We start from the raw sequence: 16,329 nt of genomic DNA, 5'->3' as shown, positions 1-16,329 counted from the left end.
GCGAAGCGGGCGGCCATTTGGCCGCCCGTTCCGTATTACACCAATGCGCCCCCGCTCAGAACTCCTCGTGGGTCGCCGGGTCGGCGTCGAACAGGCGCCCGTCCGGCTTGGTGAGGCCGTTGATCTTGTCCATGTCGGCATCGTCGAGGGTGAAATCGGCGATGTCGCGGTTTTCCTTGCGGCGGGCCGAGCTCGAGGACTTCGGGATCGGCAGCGTGCCGAGCTGGATATGCCAGCGCAGCACGATTTGCGCCGGGGTGCGGTTGTGCTTTTCGGCGAGCGACGTGATCACGTCGTCATCGAACAGGTCAGACCCCTTGCCGAGCGGGCACCAGGCCTGGGTGACGATGCCGTGCGACTTGTCGGCTTCGCGCTGCTCGGGCTGGTTGAAATAGGGGTGGAGCTCGACCTGGTTGACGCTGGGCGCCACACCGGTCTTTTCGACGATGAGATCGAGATGGGCCGGCAGGAAGTTGGAGACGCCGATCGAGCGCAGCAGCCCGCGCTCGCGCGCCTCGATCATCGCCTCCCAGGCCTCGACGAACAGGCCCTGGTTCGGGTTGGGCCAGTGGATGAGGTACAAATCGAGATAGTCGAGCCCGGTGCGCAGCACCGATTCCTCGATGGCGATCAGCGCCGCGGCCTTCTTGTGGTGGCGGCCGGGCAGCTTTGAGGTGACGCGGATCTCCTCGCGCGGCACGCCCGACATGCGCACCGCCTTGCCCACGGCGCCCTCGTTTTCATAGTTCACAGCGGAATCGAGCAGGCGATAGCCCTCGCCGAGCGCTGCCGCCATGGCTTCGGCGCCCTCGATGCCGCGCAGCCCATAGGTGCCGAGGCCGACGGCGGGCAGGGTGGTGCCATCGTTGAGCGTGTGATCGGGTAGTGTCATGGGTTCCTCCTAAGTGTTTGCCGCAGGTTGGAGCATTTTTGAGGTCCTCCGTACAGCCGCGATGCGTGTGGCCTCAGGTCCGGTTGCGGGGATAATGCTCGGTGACGGGGAAAGGCGGCAGCCAGGTCTCGCGCCGGGTGGTCCAGAGTTCATAGCCGGGAAAGACCTGGTTCGGCGCATCGAGCGCACCGAGCGCCAGTTCGAACTCGTCGCCGGTGCGCGAGAACACCGAGCTGCCGCAGCGCGGGCAAAAGTGCCGGCCCTCGTAGGCGTTCGTGTCGCCGCTGACGGTGACCGCTGCTTCGGCGAAGATGACGGCGACGCCGAAGGGCGCACCGGAATGCCGGCGGCAATCCATGCAATGGCAGATGCCGACCCGGTCGGGCGCGCCCCTGGCGGTGACGCGGACCGCACCGCAGAGGCAGGCGGCGGTATGGGTTGCGGTGTCGGGAGCGGCATCGAACATCGGGGTCAGCTCAGCCGCCTGGCCCAGTCGGCGACGGCATCGCCGCTGCTCATGTCGGGCTGGAAAATGCCTTCGATCAGAAAACTCGGCGAGACGTGGATGCCGTTCTGGCGGGCATAGCGGCATTCGAGCTTTATCGGCTTGTCGAGCTCGGGATGGTCGAAGGCCGCCATGAGTTCGAGCCCGGTGTAGCTTTCGATGCGGCGGATGATGTCGTCGGGCGTTGCCGTGCGGTTGGGGCCGGTGGCGTGGTGATCGAACTCGAATTCCTCGCGATGCGCGCCGACCGCCGCCAGCACCATTTTGGCGGCCTCTTTGCCCTCGGGCAGGGTTGCCGCAGCGAAGATGCAGCGGGTGATGACGCCCGAAAACATGTGCCAGGGCTGCGACTGGATGCGGAGGCGCAGCGTGATCCTGTCTTCGCCGGCTGCGGCGAGCAGGTCGTCGAGCTTGTCGAAAGTGCGGACCGAATAGGGGCAGGTGGGCTCGAGGAAGATTTCGATTTCCTTGGGGCCGTGGCCCCAGACGAGCGGATCGACGCGGAGAGCGGGTGCGGACATGGGATGTCTCTTCGTGCTGGCGGAGCGGCGCGGGGCACAGGCGCCTGTGCAGGCCGCTCGGATCGGTGGGTGGGGAAAGTCTAGGAGGGTCTGGCGCGCTTGTCGAATGCCGATGCAGCGGGTGCTGCGGGACGCGTTGCAGCGGCGCTGGAGCAGCTGGACGCGGTGTGGCGCGCGCTAATCGTGGCAGGGGGCTAGGGGCGGAGATCAGTTGAGGGCCGATGCTGGACTTGTGAGCCTCACCCTGAGCCTGTCGGAGGGCGCGGCTGGTTGCGCGGCGGTGCCACGCTCTCGTGGTTCGCCGTTCGGCAAGCTCACGATGAGGGCTCACCATGAGGGCTGTTGACGGCCGAGTGCCCTGTCCGCGCAACCAAACTATGGCGCGCGCAGCCACCCGTGAGCCTCATCCTGAGCCTGTCGGAGGATGAGGCGGGCGCTCCTCGCGCTTTCCGCTTGCCCGATCCCTTCGTTCGACCGACCATCCCAGCATGGATGAGAGCCTGCACCTGTGGGTCTACATGCTGCGCTGCGCGGATGGGTCATACTATGTCGGCAGCACCAAGCGGACGCCGGAGGAACGGGTGTGGGAGCACAACGAGGGGCTGGTTCTTGGCTATACGCATCGTCGGCGGCCCGTGGTGCTGGTCTACGCCGAATACTATGAGCGCCTGCTGGAGGGTTTTGCGCGCGAGCGGCAGATCAAGGGCTGGTCGCGGGCGAAGAAGGAAGCCCTGATGGCGCAGGATTGGGAGGAACTGGCGCGCTTGGCGCGGGGACGAGGACGGGATGGCGATTGAGGGCACCGCTCCAATGAGCGTCATCCTGAGATGCGGAGCCTCACCCTGAGCGTGTCGAAGGGCGAGGCGGACTGCGCGATGGTAACACGCCCTCGTGGTTCGACAGGCTCACCATGAGGGCTGATGGGAATGCTGCCGAACGATCACCAAGCACGGCTAGATCTCTGTTCATGAATTGGGTTGCAGCTACAGTACTTACCTACCGCTGCGATCACCAAGCTGGAGTACTAATCTGTGTACAATGACCCAAGGAATATATTGATCTCACCAGCCTTTTCTTCGGCTGCCTCCAATGCGTCTCCAGCCGCATCGCACAAGGCGGAGACGTGGAACTTCGCTTGCTGACCATTTTCGGTTTTTAGGATGCACACCGGTGGGAAACGATACTGATGACGATTTAGTGTCAGGTGATAGATGTCTGATGCGGTCAGCATTCTAGATTCAAGTAGCGCTTCAAAAGAGAAATTGAGTAGGCGGAGCTCGGTGGAATGTATCAATTTATTGAGCGCGCTCCAAAGTGTGTACTCGCCATCAATAAATGAATTTACACCATAGCGATCTGCGCTTCGAAAGCTGATACTTGGAACCGAAATGTTCTTTGCCCTGTTATGTATCTGGTTGGCGGAAATCAATCGTCGCAGCGATATTGCTAAATGCAGCACGTCTTCGGTTGCTAGCTGAGTTTGGCGTGTCGCCACTTCGCCGTGTGCATCGACGGATTCGCCTGCCGATCCATATGAAGAAAGTCTAGAAAGACTATTGAGTGCGAGCTCGTAGGAGTTTTTTACGACGGTGCGGTCTGCGATTGTTCTCGCATCATCGTTGAACTTGAATGATTGTTGGTCGTCAGACACGATCAGGCCCAGGGATTGGCCTATATGGAATTCGAATGATCATGCTAGCGCTCGGCGTTCCTAGCCATCGCTCGCATCGCCGCTTCGTAGTCTCCCGTATCGAATGTTTCCCGTTCAATGAGGAGCAGCCGGCGACCAGCGTAAGCTGGAGACTTCTGGTAATCGACTAGCCGTCGTTCCGCGATCCAGATCGGGATTCCAAATTCCTCAGCAATCACCCTCGCGGAAGTGGGCTGTAAGTCGACTATGAGGTCCATCGGCGCGAGCAGGGCGGCTGCCAGCGCATCCGCATCCGCCTCTTGCTGTTCAATGTGTCGACCAAACTGCAGCTGCCCGGAAGCTCTCCGATTTCGGGTCGGATGTCCCAGCACCGCGTGAGCGAGTTCGTGGGCCACAGTGAAAAGTGGGCGAGGATCGTCCTCCACCGAACGCAACATGACCGACTGACGGATTATTATTTTCTTCGGCTCGGCATGCCATTGAGCTGCATCGTACGGAAGCGAGGCATCTTCGACCTCTTCATGGCCGATGATGAGCCCGGAAACTGCCGCGCGCTCAAGGAGCTCAGTGGCGTCGAGCCTTCGTGCGTTGGTCAGTCCCAGAATGTCTCGAAGCTTAGCGGCTCGTTTGTCGAACTTACGCATCATACGATCTCTCTAGATGTTTCTGTTCTACCTAGTCCCTTGGGCCGTCCCTATTAGTCGAAGGAACCTCGGGCACTTGGCGTGCCCGAGGTTAGTTTGCGAACCTGTGTGGTTCTCCCTCAGCTACACCCCGTCGTCGTTCCGCAATCCTCACAGACCATGCAGTGCCCACTCACCTTCATGCGCATCGAGTTGCACGTCGAGCACTGGTCGCCGGTATAACCCTGCATCTGAGCCTGGGAGCGCAGCTGGCCGATGTCCTGGCTGGCCGGCGGGGTCGGGACGGGGTTGAGTTCGGCTTCGTTGAGGACGTGCGGGTTGGGCTCGGTCTTCAGCGCGCTGGCTGATTTGAGCGCCGTCACCGTCGACGTCTGCATGGCTGCGACCGGATTGGCCTGCTGAGCGGTGAGCCCACCGGGCACCAGCATCAGGTTCTGGTCCTTCACCTTGCCACGGGTCATGCCGCGCGAGACGAACTGCTGGGCCGGCACCGGGGTGGGGCGATGGCCTTCGCCTTCCTTGCTCAGCGCCGTCGGGCTTTCCGGATTGACATGGGCCAGATCCTCACGGTCGAGATAGCTCACGGCCAGCTCGCGGAAGATATAGTCGAGGATCGAGGTGGCGTTCTTGATCCGGTCGTTGCCCATCACCATGCCGGCCGGCTCGAAGCGGGTGAAGGTGAAAGCCTCGACATATTCGTCGAGCGGCACGCCGTACTGCAGACCGAGCGAGATGGCGATGGCGAAGTTGTTCATCATCGCGCGGAAGGCGGCGCCTTCCTTGTGCATGTCGATGAAGATCTCGCCCAGCCGCCCGTCGTCGAACTCGCCTGTGCGCAGGTAGACCTTGTGGCCACCGATATTGGCCTTCTGGGTGTAACCCTTCCGCCGGTTCGGCAGCTTTTCGCGGTCGCGGACACGCTCGATGATGCGCTCGACCACCTTTTCGGCCACGGCCGGGATGCGCGCGGCCTGGTTGGCAGCGAGCAGGGCCTCGGCGGCCTCGTCCTCATCCTCGTCATCCGCATCGGCGAGCAGCGAGGCATTGAGCGGCTGGCTCAGCTTGGAGCCGTCGCGATAGAGCGCATTGGCCTTGAGCGCCAGACGCCACGACAGCATGTAAGCGCTCTTGGCGTCCTCGACCGTCGCGTCGTTCGGCATGTTGATGGTCTTGGAAATGGCGCCCGAAATGAAGGGCTGCGCCGCCGCCATCATCAGGATGTGGCTGTCGACACTGAGGTAGCGCTTGCCGATCTTGCCGCAGGGATTGGCGCAATCGAACACCGGCAGATGCTCGTCCTTGAGGTGCGGGGCTCCTTCGAGGGTCATAGCGCCACAGATATGGGTATTGGCCGCTTCGATGTCTTTTTTGGAAAAGCCGAGGAAGGCGAGGAGGTCAAAGCTCATGTCACTGAGCTGCTCGTCGGTGACACCCAAAGACTTCAGGAAATCAACGCCCAGGGTCCACTGGTTAAAGACGAACTTGATGTCGAACGCGGCCTTGGTGGCGCCGTTCAGGGCTTCGATCTTGTCGTCGGTGAAGCCTTTGGCGCGCAGCGTCGAGGGGTTGATGCCCGGGGCCTGGTTGAGATTGCCGTGACCGACGGCATAGGCCTCGATCTCGGCGATCTGGCTTTCCGAATAGCCGAGCGTGCGCAGCGCCGGCGGGACGGCGCGGTTGATGATCTTGAAGTAGCCGCCGCCGGCGAGCTTTTTGAACTTCACGAGCGCGAAGTCGGGCTCGATGCCGGTGGTGTCGCAATCCATGACGAGGCCGATGGTGCCGGTCGGGGCGATCACAGAGACCTGCGCATTGCGATAGCCGTGCTTCTCGCCGAGCTTGAGCGCATCGTCCCACACCGCCTTGGCGCGGGTCGACAGCGTCGCGTCGCCGATATTGGCGTGGTCGAGCGCCACCGGCAGGATCGACAGGCCTTCATAGCCGTCGGTCTTGCCATGGGCGGCGTTGCGATGGTTGCGGATGACCCGCAGCATCGGCTCGGCATTGCGCTCGTAATCGGCAAAGGCGCCGAGCTCACCGGCCATTTCGGCCGAGGTGGCATAGGCGACGCCGGTCATCACGGCGGTGATGGCACCGGCGATGGCGCGGCCCTGCTCGGAATCATAGGGAATGCCCGAGGTCATCAGCAGGCCGCCGATATTGGCGTAGCCGAGGCCCAGCGTGCGGTATTCGAACGAGCGCTCGGCAATCGCCTTGGACGGGAACTGCGCCATCATCACCGAGACTTCGAGGACGATGGTCCACAGCCGGCAGGTGTGCTCGAAGGCGGCGACGTCGAAGCTCGAGTCCTTGTTGCGGTAGGGCAGCAGGTTGACCGAGGCGAGGTTACACGCCGTGTCGTCGAGGAACATGTATTCCGAGCACGGGTTCGACGCGACGATCGGGCCGGCGGCCGGGCTGGTGTGCCACTCGTTGATGGTGGTGTGGTACTGGATGCCCGGATCGGCCGAGGCCCAGGCGGCATAGCCGATCTGTTCCCACAGATCGCGGGCCTTGAGCGTCTTGGTCACCTTCTTGGTGATGCGACCGTTGAGGTTCCACTCGCCATCATCCTCGACCGCCTTGAGGAAGTCGTCGGTGACGCGGACGGAATTGTTCGAGTTCTGGCCGGAAACGGTCAGATAGGCCTCGGAATCCCAGTCGGTGTCGTAGATCGGGAATTCGAGATCGGTATAGCCCTGCTTGGCGAACTGGATGACCCGGTAGACGTAGTTCTCGGGCACCAGCGCCTTCTTGGCCGCACGCACTTCGCGCTTGAGGGCAGGGTTCTTGGTGACGTCGAAGCAGTCGTCGCCATTGCCGTCGCAGTTCACCGCGGCCTTCATGATGGCCTTGAGGTGTTTGGAGACGACCTTGGAGCCGGTGACGAGCGCCGCGACCTTCTGCTCCTCCTTCACCTTCCAGTTGATGTAGGTCTCGATATCGGGGTGATCGATATCGACCACCACCATCTTGGCGGCGCGACGCGTGGTGCCGCCCGACTTGATGGCGCCCGCTGCACGGTCGCCGATCTTCAGAAAGCTCATCAGGCCCGACGACTTGCCGCCGCCCGACAGACGCTCGCCTTCACCGCGCAGCGCCGAGAAGTTGGAGCCGGTACCGGAGCCATATTTGAACAGGCGCGCCTCGCGCACCCACAGGTCCATGATGCCGCCCTCGTTGACGAGGTCATCGGCGACGGACTGGATGAAGCACGCATGCGGCTGCGGATGCTCATAGGCCGATTTGGACGAGACGAGCTTTTTGGTGAAGGGGTCGACGTAGAAGTGCCCCTGGCCGGGGCCGTCGATGCCATAGGCCCAATGCAGGCCGGTGTTGAACCACTGAGGGGAGTTCGGCGCCACCTTCTGGGTCGCCAGCATATAGCACAGCTCGTCGAAGAAGGCGCGCGCGTCCTCCTCGGAAGCAAAGTAGTTGCCCTTCCAGCCCCAGTAGGTCCAGGTGCCGGCGAGCCGCTCGAACACCTGACGGGAATCGGTTTCCGAGCCGTAGCGCTCGTCTTCGGGGAGCTTGGCCAGCGCCTTCTCGTCGGGAACGGAGCGCCACAGCCAGGACGGGACGGAATTTTCCTCGACCCGCTTCAGCACCTTGGCGACGCCGGCCTTGCGGAAATATTTCTGCGCGATGATGTCGGCCGCAACCTGCGACCAGCTATTGGGGACCTGCACGTCCTCGAGCTTGAAAACAATCGACCCATCCGGATTGCGGATTTCGCTGGTGGTCGAGCGGAACTCGATGCCCGCATAGGGGCTCTCGCTGGCCTTGGTGTACCGCCGTTCAATGCGCATTCGCTTATAGTTCCCCAGTTTGAATCGGACGCAAACGCCCGTGACCGCTGTTTGGGCGGCCTTTGCCTCTTGTCTGACGCTGTTTTAGCGGCCGCCGCAACGACCGTAAGAGCCCCGTCGGGCGCCTCAGCCGATCCGTGCCGGCCGTTCGCACCCACGTACCTGTCACGCCGTCCGGGAGGAGCCACGCAACGTCCGAATGTTTTGCGTGAGTCACTGAGTCGGTCAATGGCGCGATCAGGTCACACGACACAACTGATAGTGGCATTGGCGGTATCCCGTGCCTAAATCCAGTGTGTCATATGTGGATTGTGGGGAAAAGACTGAAGCGCCGAATCGCGATTCAGATGGTCAATTTTCGCTCGCCCCCGATGCCATCGCACTGCCGCTTTGCCCGCTAACCCATGAGAATTTCGAGGCTCTTGAAGCGCTTTGAGAGCGAGGTTGAGGATGAAGGCACGGCGCTACCGGCTACGCAGAATCCGGTGCGAAATGTGTCAAGTGCAATATTTCCTTCATATGCCGGCTACCAAGTGACCCGGATGCGGTGGCGGTCGGAACACAAGCTGTAGTGGTTGCGGTGCAACAGCGGTTGGGACTGGTCCGGCGCAGCGGCCCATGTTAGACGCTTCGACAACAGGTCGGCCGTGCCTCTCGCATGGCCCGCGAACGCATACGGACGAGACGCATGGCACGCGAGCGTGACGACTTCAGCTGGAAAGCCTTCCTGACGGAAATCTTCGCCTGGTGGCGGGGCAATACCTGGGGAACGCGGCTGTGGGCGGCGACGCAGGGCGAATATGTCGGCTCCGATGAGTTCGGCAACAAGTACTACCGCTCCAAGAACGGCAAGATCGGCCCCAACGGCTACGAGCGCCGCATGGTGATCTACGATGTCGGCTATGCCGACCCGACGACGATTCCCCCCGGCTGGTATGGCTGGATGCATTATCGCACTCACGTGCCGCCGACCGAGACCGAATATGTGCCGCGCGAGTGGCAGAAGGCGCATCTGCCCAACCTGACCGGTACGCCGCTGGCCTACCGTCCGGATGGCAGCCTGCTCAACAAGGGCGAGCGCCCGCGCGTGACCGGCGACTACGACGCCTGGTCGCCCGAATAGGACCGTCCAGCATCCTTATGGGTTTTCGAGCTTCGACATGGATTGCGGGTGCAACGCTCGCGGCGGCACTCGCGCTGGGCGCCCCTGCGGCGCTGGCCGACACGATTGCCAATCCGATCGCCGAATTCTCCGGGCTCGACAAGATCACCGGCCGGATCACCAATTTCGACGTCTATATAGATGAGACCGTGCAGTTCGGCGCGCTGCAGATCACGCCGCGTGCCTGCTATACGCGCCCGCCGACCGAGACCCAGCGCACGACCGTGTTCGTCGAGGTTGACCAGGTGAGTCTCAAGGGATCTATCCAGCGCGTCTTCACCGGCTGGATGTTTGCCGACAGCCCGGCGCTGAACGCCATCGATCACGCCGTTTATGACATCTGGCTGATCGACTGCAAGACCAGCTCCGACGTACCGCCGCCCGACGCCAACTAGGCGGAAGCGCGGGGCGGGCAACCGCCGATTCCCCATATCTCCAGACCCGGACATGCCGAACAGGCGCATGAGCGCTTGACGGACATCCGTATCCGATATTTAACGAAGACGTTATTTAACGAAAGCGTGAAGTATGCAGACCGATCCGCTCTCCCTGACCTTTGCCGCGCTGGCCGACCCGACGAGACGGGCGATCCTTGAGCAGCTGAGTCACGGAGAGGCCTCGGTCAACGCCCTGGCCGAGCCATTCGACATCTCGCTGCCGGCCATCTCGCGCCATCTGAAGGTGCTTGAGCAGGCGGGGCTGATTTCGCGCGGACGGGAGGCGCAGTGGCGGCCGTGTCGGCTCGAAGGGGCGCAGTTGCGCACTGTCGCCGACTGGCTCGAGCAATACCGGCGCCACTGGGAGCAGAGCTTCGACCGGATGGATGACTATATCTCAGAGCTGAAACAGGAGGATGCGGATGGAAGCGGCAGCGGAAAGTGAAGGCGCAGCACACGACCTGACGATCGTCAGGGTGTTCGACGCGCCGCGCGAACTGGTGTTCAAGCTGTGGACCGACCCCGCACATACGGTCCGCTGGATGGGGCCGCGCGATTATCCGGCGGCCGTGTTCGAACAGGACGTGAGGGTTGGCGGCAAGTGGCGCGGCTGCCTACGCGCCGGGCCGAAGGCAGAGGGTCCGCAGGGCGATTTGTGGCAGGGCGGCACGTATTGCGAAATCGTGCCGAACGAGAAGCTGGTCTTCACCTTCCAGTGGGACGGCGGGCCGGAGACCATCGTCACGGTGATCCTGACCGACACCGAGGACGGCCGCACGCGCATGGTGTTTCACCAGACCCCGTTCGAAGCCGCCTCGATCCGCGATGGCCATGGGGAAGGCTGGAACAGCAGCTTCGACCGGCTGGCTGACCTGACCGAGGCGCTCATATGACGGCGCAGCAGACCGATGTGCAAACGACGCACGCGATCACCGACGTGTTCGAGGCGCTGCGGCAGGGCCTGCTGGCGCGCGATGCGGTGGCGATCTGCGCGCTCTATCTGCCCGATGCACTGATCTTCGACCTTGCGCCGCCACTCGGCAAACCGATCGACGAGGCGGAACTGGCGCTGTGGCTGTCATCCTGGGCTGGACCAGTCGAGCGGCAGACGCGCGAACTCAGGATAGCGGTGAGCGGCGATCTGGCCGTGGCAAACGGCTTCGTCCACATCAGCGCGCCCACCCATGAGGGGGAACTGGCGGCGTGGTGGATGCGGACGACGACGCTGCTGCAGCGCCGCGACGGCCGCTGGCTGATCGCCCATGAGCACGAGTCGGTGCCGTTCGCAATGGATGGCAGCGATCGCGCGCTGATGAATCTGGAACCGGAGGCCGTGTGATGTCGGCTACCAGTACGACGATGAAACCGAGATTTCCGCTGCCACTGCTTGAGCGCGGTACCGCACTGACGATTACGCTTACGCAGGGCCGCCGCCCGCCTTTATAAGCACGAGTAGAACGGCAGTTGCGGGGGGACGCAATGCGCAGGACCTTTTACAACGTTTTGGGGAACAACCTGGTGGCCAATGTCACCAACTTCACGGTGTGGTTCGCCCTGACGTTCTGGGTGTTCATCGAGACGCAATCGGTCTTCGCCACCGGCATGATTGCCGGCATCTACCTGATCCTCACGGCGGCATTGGGGTTCTGGCTCGGCAGCCTCGTCGATCACAACCCGAAAAAGCGCGTCATGCTCGGCTCGAGCGCCGTGTCGCTGGGCTTCTACGCTGCCGCCATGGCCATGGTGGCGCTCGAGCCGGAGGGCGCCTTCACCGACCCCTATGGCTGGTACCTGTGGGTCTTCGTGATCCTTTCGATGTTCGGCGTGATGGCCGGCAATATCCGGTCGATCGCGCTCACAACCATCGTCACCATCCTGATCCCGGAGCCCGAACGGGACAAGGCCAACGGGCTGGTCGGCATGGTTACGGGGATCGGATTCCTGACGACCTCGATGATCAGCGGCGTGCTGGTCGCCTGGGGCGGGATGGTGGCGACACTCGGGCTTGCGATCGTCCTCACGCTGCTGGTTCTGGTGCACATGAGCCGGATCCGGATGGACGAGACCGAGGTCGAGCCCGCGCCCGGCGAAGAGGCGGCGCCCAAGACCATCGATATCCGCGGCACCGTGCGCGTCATCGCCGCTGTCCCGGGGCTTTTCGCGCTGATCTTTTTCGCCACCTTCAACAACTTCCTCGGCGGCATCTTCATGGCGCTGCTCGACGCATACGGCCTGTCGCTGGTGTCGGTGCAGGCCTGGGGCTTCACCTTCGGCGTGCTCTCGGTCGCCTTCATCATCAGCGGCATCCTGATTTCGCGGACCGGGCTCGGAAAGAACCCGTTGCGCACGCTGCTGCTGGTCAACCTGATCACCTGGTCGGCCTGCTGTGTCTTCACCATCCAGCCGTCCTTCTGGCTGCTGGTCGCCGGGTGTTTTGTCTGGATGTTCCTCGGGCCCTATGCCGAAGCCGCCGAGCACACGACGCTGCAGAAAGTGGTGCCGCTGGAGCGCCAGGGCCGGGTGTTCGGTTTTGCCCAGTCGGTCGAGCAGGCTGCTTCGCCGCTGACCGCCTTCCTGATCGGGCCGCTGACACAGTTTTTGGTGATCCCGTTCATGACCGACGGCTACGGCGCCGAAACCATCGGCGGCTGGTTCGGCACCGGCGCCGACCGCGGGATCGCGCTCGTCTTCACCATCGCCGGGATGATTGGTGTGCTGGTCACCATCGTGGCGCTCAACTCGCCGCAATACAGAGCTTTATCCAAAGCCTATGCCGCCGGCAGCGACGAGGACGACGCCGGCGGGGCCGCGGCCACCGTATCTGGCCCGGTCTGACCTGTTCCTAAACGTAATCGCCTCGCTTTGAGGCCTTGATCACTATGCGGTCTCGCTGTCCCGTGCCTCGTGCGGGACAGGCGCTACCGCAGCGGGTCTGGGGGCAGGGGACGCGACGCGGGCCAGCCGGGCGATCATGGCCGGCACCATCTCGGCGGCGACCGGACGGCCGAAGTGGTTGCCCTGACCGCATTGAGCGCCCTGACCGACAAGGTGGGCGAGCGTCTTTTCGTCCTCGATGCCTTCGGCCACCGCTCCGCGACCAAGGCTGCGCGCCAGCCCGAAGATGGCGCTGACGATCTTGTCGCAGTCGTCATCGTCCACCACCGAGCGGATCAGCGAGCGGTCGATCTTGATCTTGTCGAAGGTCAGGTCGCGCAGGTGGTTGAAGCCGGAAAAGCCGGTGCCGAAATCATCGAGCGCCACGGACACCCCGGCGCGGTGAAGGGCCCGCAGGTTGGCGCGGGACACATCCGGATCGCCGGTCAGGGCCTTTTCGGTGATCTCCACCTCAAGCCTGGCCGGGCTGAGGCCCACATTGTCCAAAACCTCGAGCAGCGTGTCGGGCAATGTCGGATCCGACAGCTGCAGTGGCGAGAGGTTGAGTGAGAGGCGCAGCTGCGCATTCCAGCATAGCGCATCGGCCGCCGCCTGGCGCAGCACGGATTTCGTCAGATCGGTGATGATCCCCATGCGCTCGGCGATGGAGATGAACTGGTCGGGCAGCAGCAAGCCGCGGGTCTGATGCTGCCAGCGGGCCAGAACTTCGAAGCCGACGAGCCGATTGTCGGGCAGGGACATCACCGGCTGGTAGTGCGGCACGATCTGATCGCTGGCGATGGCGCCGCGCAGATCCGCTTCCAGCCGCGCCAGCTCGCGGGTTTCCTCGCCCAACCGCGCCTCGAAGGTGCGGAAACCGCCCCGGGTTTCCGATTTGCCGCGGCGCATGGCGATATCGGCGGCCCGCAGCAGGCTGCGCATGTCAGTGCCGTCGATCGGATAGCGCGCCACGCCGATCGTTGCGCCGATGCCGAGGCTGACCTGGCCGGCATTGATGGGGCGGCGCAGATCCGCGAGTATGCGGTGGACGACCCGGGTGATCCCGGTGAGCGCAGTCGCCTGATCCTGCCGGCACCAGATGGCGAATTCATCGCCGCCGAGCCGCGCGACGATATCGCCGGAGCGCGCGTTGTCGCCCCGGCGCAGGATGCGACTGAGCTTGGAAGCGACTTCGCACAGGATGATGTCGCCGATGGTCAGCCCATAGGCGTCGTTGATCGGCTTGAACGTGTCGAGATTGACCAGCATCAGCGCATAGCTGTCGCTGTCGGGATCGGCGTCTTCACAGATCGCATCGACCAGTTGCTCGAAGTGGTGCCGGTTGTAGAGCCCGGTCAGCGCGTCGCGGGTGGCCTGCTCGGAGGTCACGGCTTCCGCCGACCGTTGGTCCGAGATGTCGATGAGCGTGCCGACGACGAGATGCGAACCGTCCGGCAGCGTCATGCGCTTCTTGTGCGATTGCAGCGTCTTAAGCTCACCGTCGGGCGCGGTGAACAGCTCTTCGGTGCGCAGGTCCTGGCCGGACTGCAGCACCCGCAGGTCATCGCGCCGAAACGCTTCGGCCTGCTCATGGGGAACGAGATCATGATCCTTGTAGCCGATCAGCTCGCGGGCGGGTCGGCCCAGCATGTCGGCCATGATCGTGTTGACCGCGACGAACCGGCTCTGCGCATCCTTGACGAAGACCGCGAATGGAACCGCCTCGATCAGGCGATGCATCGTATCCGGGTCGTCCGAACGGTAGGCGTTGAGCGGGATCTGCGAGGCCATCCGATCCTCTCATGGCGAAAGGAAGCAGACTTTCAGTTTTCGCCTTAAGATCGGGCTTACCGGGTGCCGCGCGTTTGGTGGTGGCGTGCTGCGCACTACCCCTAGCGCGATGCGCGCTCGATTGCCCCGTAGTCCGCAACGCTACCGATGGCCATGGCGAGCCGCTGCTCGTAGTCGGCGCGCGGGATCTCGATGGCGCCGAAGGTGCGCAGATGATCGGTGATGAACTGGGTGTCGAGCAGCTGATAGCCACCGGCCGACAGCCGCTCCAGCAGATGCGCCATGGCAATCTTCGAGCAGTCGGTCTTGCGGTGAAACATGGATTCGCCGAAGAACGCCGCGCCGATGGAGAGGCCATAAAGCCCGCCGACCAGCGCCTCGCCGTCCCACACCTCGACGGTATGCGCGACCCCGCGGTCGAACAGCGCCCCATAGAGCTGACGGATGTCGTCGTTGATCCAGGTCGACTGGCGGTCGGTGCCGGCGGTGGCGCAGCCTTCAATGACGGCAGCGAAATCGGTGTCGACGCGGATCTGATAGCTGTGTGACCGCAGGGTCTTTCTCAGGCTGCGCGACAGATGGTAGCCATCGAGCGGGATGATGCCGCGCCGCTCCGGGCTGACCCAGAAGAGCTCGGTCGACTGGGCGTCTTCGGCCATCGGGAAAATGCCGGACTGATAGGCCCGGATGATCAGCTCCGGCGTCAGTTCGAGGGCGAACGGGTCAGTCGGTTTTGACATGCGGTCAATATGGCGTGGCTGCCGAAGCGGAACAATGGCGCAGACCGGCAAATTCGCGCAGGATGGCCCTTGATGCGATCGTGCAGGATGGGCGGGTGAACATACTGATCTGGCTTGCGGTTCTGGCCGTGCTCTATGTCCCGGTGGCCGGCATGCTGCTCGCCATTGGTTTGCGCCTCACGCTGACGGCGGGCGTCGTCGACTGGAGTGGCGCGAACAAGGTCGCGCCGCCCGATGCGGTGACCCTGGGCTATCGCGGCGATCCTGGCGCCGCCTTCGGCCATGCGTTCGAGACGGTGCGGTACGAGACGCCCCTGGGACCGGCGGACGCCTGGATGGTGCCGGTAGCCGAACCGTCGCCGCTTTGGGCGATCTTCGTTCATGGCATCGGCGGGACGCGCGAGAACGGCTATCGCCAGTTGCGCATCCTTCATGCGGCCGGCGTGCCGGTGCTGATGATCACCTATCGTAACGACCCCGGGGCGCCCGTTGGCCGCCGCCAGCTCTACAGCTTCGGGCTGGAAGAATGGCCCGACCTCGAGGCGGCCGTCGGCTGGGCGCGGTCCAATGGCGCCGAACGGCTGGTGCTGGTCGGCGAGTCAATGGGCGCGGCGATCATCGGGCAATATCTGAAACGGTCGGACGATCGATCGGTGATCGCCGGACTGGCGCTCGACGCCCCAGCGCTCGATTTCCGAACGGTGTTGACGGCGGGCGGCACCCGCCGGCATGTGCCATTCGCCGGTGCTGTCGTCGAGGTCGCGCTGTGGCTACTGCGTCTCAGCGGGGCGCCGCTCGCGGATGCCGACAGTCGCAACGCGGTGGCGGATTTTGCCGGACCGGTCCATGTCGCACATGGGGCGCATGACCCGCTGGTGCCGATCGAAATCTCACGGCAACTGGTTGCGGCACGGCCCGAAACGGCGCTGCTGGTCACCGCGGCGCGCAACCATCTCGAGAGCCACGCCGTCGATGCGATCGGCTACACCGAAGCGTTTCGCGTGTGGCTCGACGCGGTGCGCTCAGTGCTGGTGCCGCAGCCCGCGCAGCGTGAACCGGGAGATCACCGTGACGGTGGCGACGACCGGGAACAGGAAGATGGCAGCGTCGATGATGTCGATCAGATGCATTTGAAGTCCCCCTTCAACCAAGGGTAATATGAAGGCCCGAGCCTGAACCGGCGCAAGTCGCCGCGTTCATACGTGGTTAATCATAAATACGGCTGAAAGCGGCCGGTTCCCTGGCACGAATGTGCAACGGGGCGGGTGTGGCAGACCTGCATCAGTGTCGAATGGCGGACTGG

Annotated in this window: 16 protein-coding genes; 8 read left to right on the top strand and 8 right to left on the bottom strand. The window is 63.4% G+C overall.

Annotated features, from left to right (window positions below):
• Nucleotides 1–55: 55 nt before the first annotated feature.
• The 3 genes from ACN0TK_RS07770 to ACN0TK_RS07760 form a co-directional block, all read right to left on the bottom strand.
• Nucleotides 56–892, bottom strand: a complete 837-nt coding sequence (locus tag ACN0TK_RS07770) for an aldo/keto reductase (RefSeq protein WP_417308899.1) — start codon at nucleotides 890–892, stop codon at nucleotides 56–58.
• Between the two features lie 73 nt (nucleotides 893–965).
• Complete coding sequence (locus tag ACN0TK_RS07765; RefSeq protein WP_417308898.1) at nucleotides 966–1,358, bottom strand: GFA family protein; 393 nt, start codon at nucleotides 1,356–1,358, stop codon at nucleotides 966–968.
• A 5-nt stretch (nucleotides 1,359–1,363) separates the two neighbouring features.
• Nucleotides 1,364–1,918: a DsbA family protein gene (locus ACN0TK_RS07760; RefSeq protein WP_417308897.1), complete on the bottom strand. Its 555-nt coding sequence runs from the start codon at nucleotides 1,916–1,918 to the stop codon at nucleotides 1,364–1,366.
• Between the two features lie 500 nt (nucleotides 1,919–2,418).
• Here ACN0TK_RS07760 and ACN0TK_RS07755 point away from each other — a divergent pair, with 500 nt between their 5' ends.
• Nucleotides 2,419–2,715, top strand: coding sequence for a GIY-YIG nuclease family protein (locus ACN0TK_RS07755; RefSeq protein ID WP_417308965.1), 297 nt, complete (start codon nucleotides 2,419–2,421; stop codon nucleotides 2,713–2,715).
• A gap of 227 nt (nucleotides 2,716–2,942) precedes the next feature.
• Here ACN0TK_RS07755 and ACN0TK_RS07750 read toward each other — a convergent pair whose 3' ends face one another.
• The 3 genes from ACN0TK_RS07750 to ACN0TK_RS07740 all read right to left on the bottom strand — a co-directional run bounded on the left by ACN0TK_RS07750 (nucleotide 2,943) and on the right by ACN0TK_RS07740 (nucleotide 8,022).
• Nucleotides 2,943–3,569, bottom strand: coding sequence for a hypothetical protein (locus ACN0TK_RS07750; protein ID WP_417308896.1), 627 nt, complete (start codon nucleotides 3,567–3,569; stop codon nucleotides 2,943–2,945).
• Nucleotides 3,570–3,613: 44 nt separating this feature from the next.
• Nucleotides 3,614–4,213: an ImmA/IrrE family metallo-endopeptidase gene (locus ACN0TK_RS07745; protein WP_417308895.1), complete on the bottom strand. Its 600-nt coding sequence runs from the start codon at nucleotides 4,211–4,213 to the stop codon at nucleotides 3,614–3,616.
• A gap of 119 nt (nucleotides 4,214–4,332) precedes the next feature.
• Nucleotides 4,333–8,022 (bottom strand): vitamin B12-dependent ribonucleotide reductase, encoded by a 3,690-nt coding sequence (locus ACN0TK_RS07740; protein ID WP_417308894.1) that lies wholly within the window; start codon nucleotides 8,020–8,022, stop codon nucleotides 4,333–4,335.
• A gap of 688 nt (nucleotides 8,023–8,710) precedes the next feature.
• On the opposite strand from ACN0TK_RS07740, the gene ACN0TK_RS07735 reads away from it, so the two are divergent.
• The 6 genes from ACN0TK_RS07735 to ACN0TK_RS07710 all read left to right on the top strand — a co-directional run bounded on the left by ACN0TK_RS07735 (nucleotide 8,711) and on the right by ACN0TK_RS07710 (nucleotide 12,456).
• On the top strand, nucleotides 8,711–9,145 hold the full coding sequence (locus tag ACN0TK_RS07735; protein ID WP_417308893.1) for an NADH:ubiquinone oxidoreductase subunit NDUFA12: 435 nt from the start codon (nucleotides 8,711–8,713) through the stop codon (nucleotides 9,143–9,145).
• 17 nt (nucleotides 9,146–9,162) lie between these two features.
• Entirely contained in the window at nucleotides 9,163–9,579 is a 417-nt protein-coding gene (locus tag ACN0TK_RS07730) for a DUF2155 domain-containing protein (RefSeq protein ID WP_417308892.1), read from the top strand.
• 133 nt (nucleotides 9,580–9,712) lie between these two features.
• The gene (locus tag ACN0TK_RS07725) at nucleotides 9,713–10,066 is read left to right on the top strand and encodes an ArsR/SmtB family transcription factor (RefSeq protein WP_417308891.1); all 354 of its coding nucleotides are present in this window, start codon (nucleotides 9,713–9,715) and stop codon (nucleotides 10,064–10,066) included.
• The gene (locus tag ACN0TK_RS07720; RefSeq protein ID WP_417308890.1) at nucleotides 10,044–10,514 is read left to right on the top strand and encodes an SRPBCC family protein; all 471 of its coding nucleotides are present in this window, start codon (nucleotides 10,044–10,046) and stop codon (nucleotides 10,512–10,514) included. Before ACN0TK_RS07725 ends, ACN0TK_RS07720 begins: the two co-directional genes overlap by 23 nt.
• Nucleotides 10,511–10,960 carry a YybH family protein gene (locus tag ACN0TK_RS07715; RefSeq protein WP_417308889.1) on the top strand — a complete coding sequence of 150 codons (450 nt, stop codon included), beginning with the start codon at nucleotides 10,511–10,513 and terminating at the stop codon, nucleotides 10,958–10,960. The genes ACN0TK_RS07720 and ACN0TK_RS07715 overlap by 4 nt, the downstream gene beginning before the upstream one ends.
• Before the next feature lie 140 nt (nucleotides 10,961–11,100).
• On the top strand, nucleotides 11,101–12,456 hold the full coding sequence (locus ACN0TK_RS07710; protein ID WP_417308888.1) for an MFS transporter: 1,356 nt from the start codon (nucleotides 11,101–11,103) through the stop codon (nucleotides 12,454–12,456).
• 42 nt (nucleotides 12,457–12,498) lie between these two features.
• Here the strand turns inward: ACN0TK_RS07710 and ACN0TK_RS07705 are convergent, their stop codons facing one another.
• Both ACN0TK_RS07705 and aat read right to left on the bottom strand, forming a co-directional pair.
• Nucleotides 12,499–14,286 (bottom strand): putative bifunctional diguanylate cyclase/phosphodiesterase, encoded by a 1,788-nt coding sequence (locus tag ACN0TK_RS07705; protein ID WP_417308887.1) that lies wholly within the window; start codon nucleotides 14,284–14,286, stop codon nucleotides 12,499–12,501.
• Nucleotides 14,287–14,387: 101 nt separating this feature from the next.
• Nucleotides 14,388–15,026, bottom strand: a complete 639-nt coding sequence (gene aat / locus ACN0TK_RS07700; RefSeq protein ID WP_417308886.1) for a leucyl/phenylalanyl-tRNA--protein transferase — start codon at nucleotides 15,024–15,026, stop codon at nucleotides 14,388–14,390.
• Between the two features lie 95 nt (nucleotides 15,027–15,121).
• Between aat and ACN0TK_RS07695 the strand changes: the two genes are divergently transcribed.
• A complete protein-coding gene (locus tag ACN0TK_RS07695; protein WP_417308885.1) occupies nucleotides 15,122–16,183 on the top strand; it encodes an alpha/beta hydrolase in 1,062 nt (353 codons plus the stop codon).
• Nucleotides 16,184–16,329 lie beyond the last annotated feature (146 nt).

The sequence above is a fragment of the Devosia sp. genome (assembly GCF_048261455.1).
Classification (GTDB): domain Bacteria; phylum Pseudomonadota; class Alphaproteobacteria; order Rhizobiales; family Devosiaceae; genus Devosia_A.
This window is presented reverse-complemented; position numbering and strand designations above follow the sequence as displayed.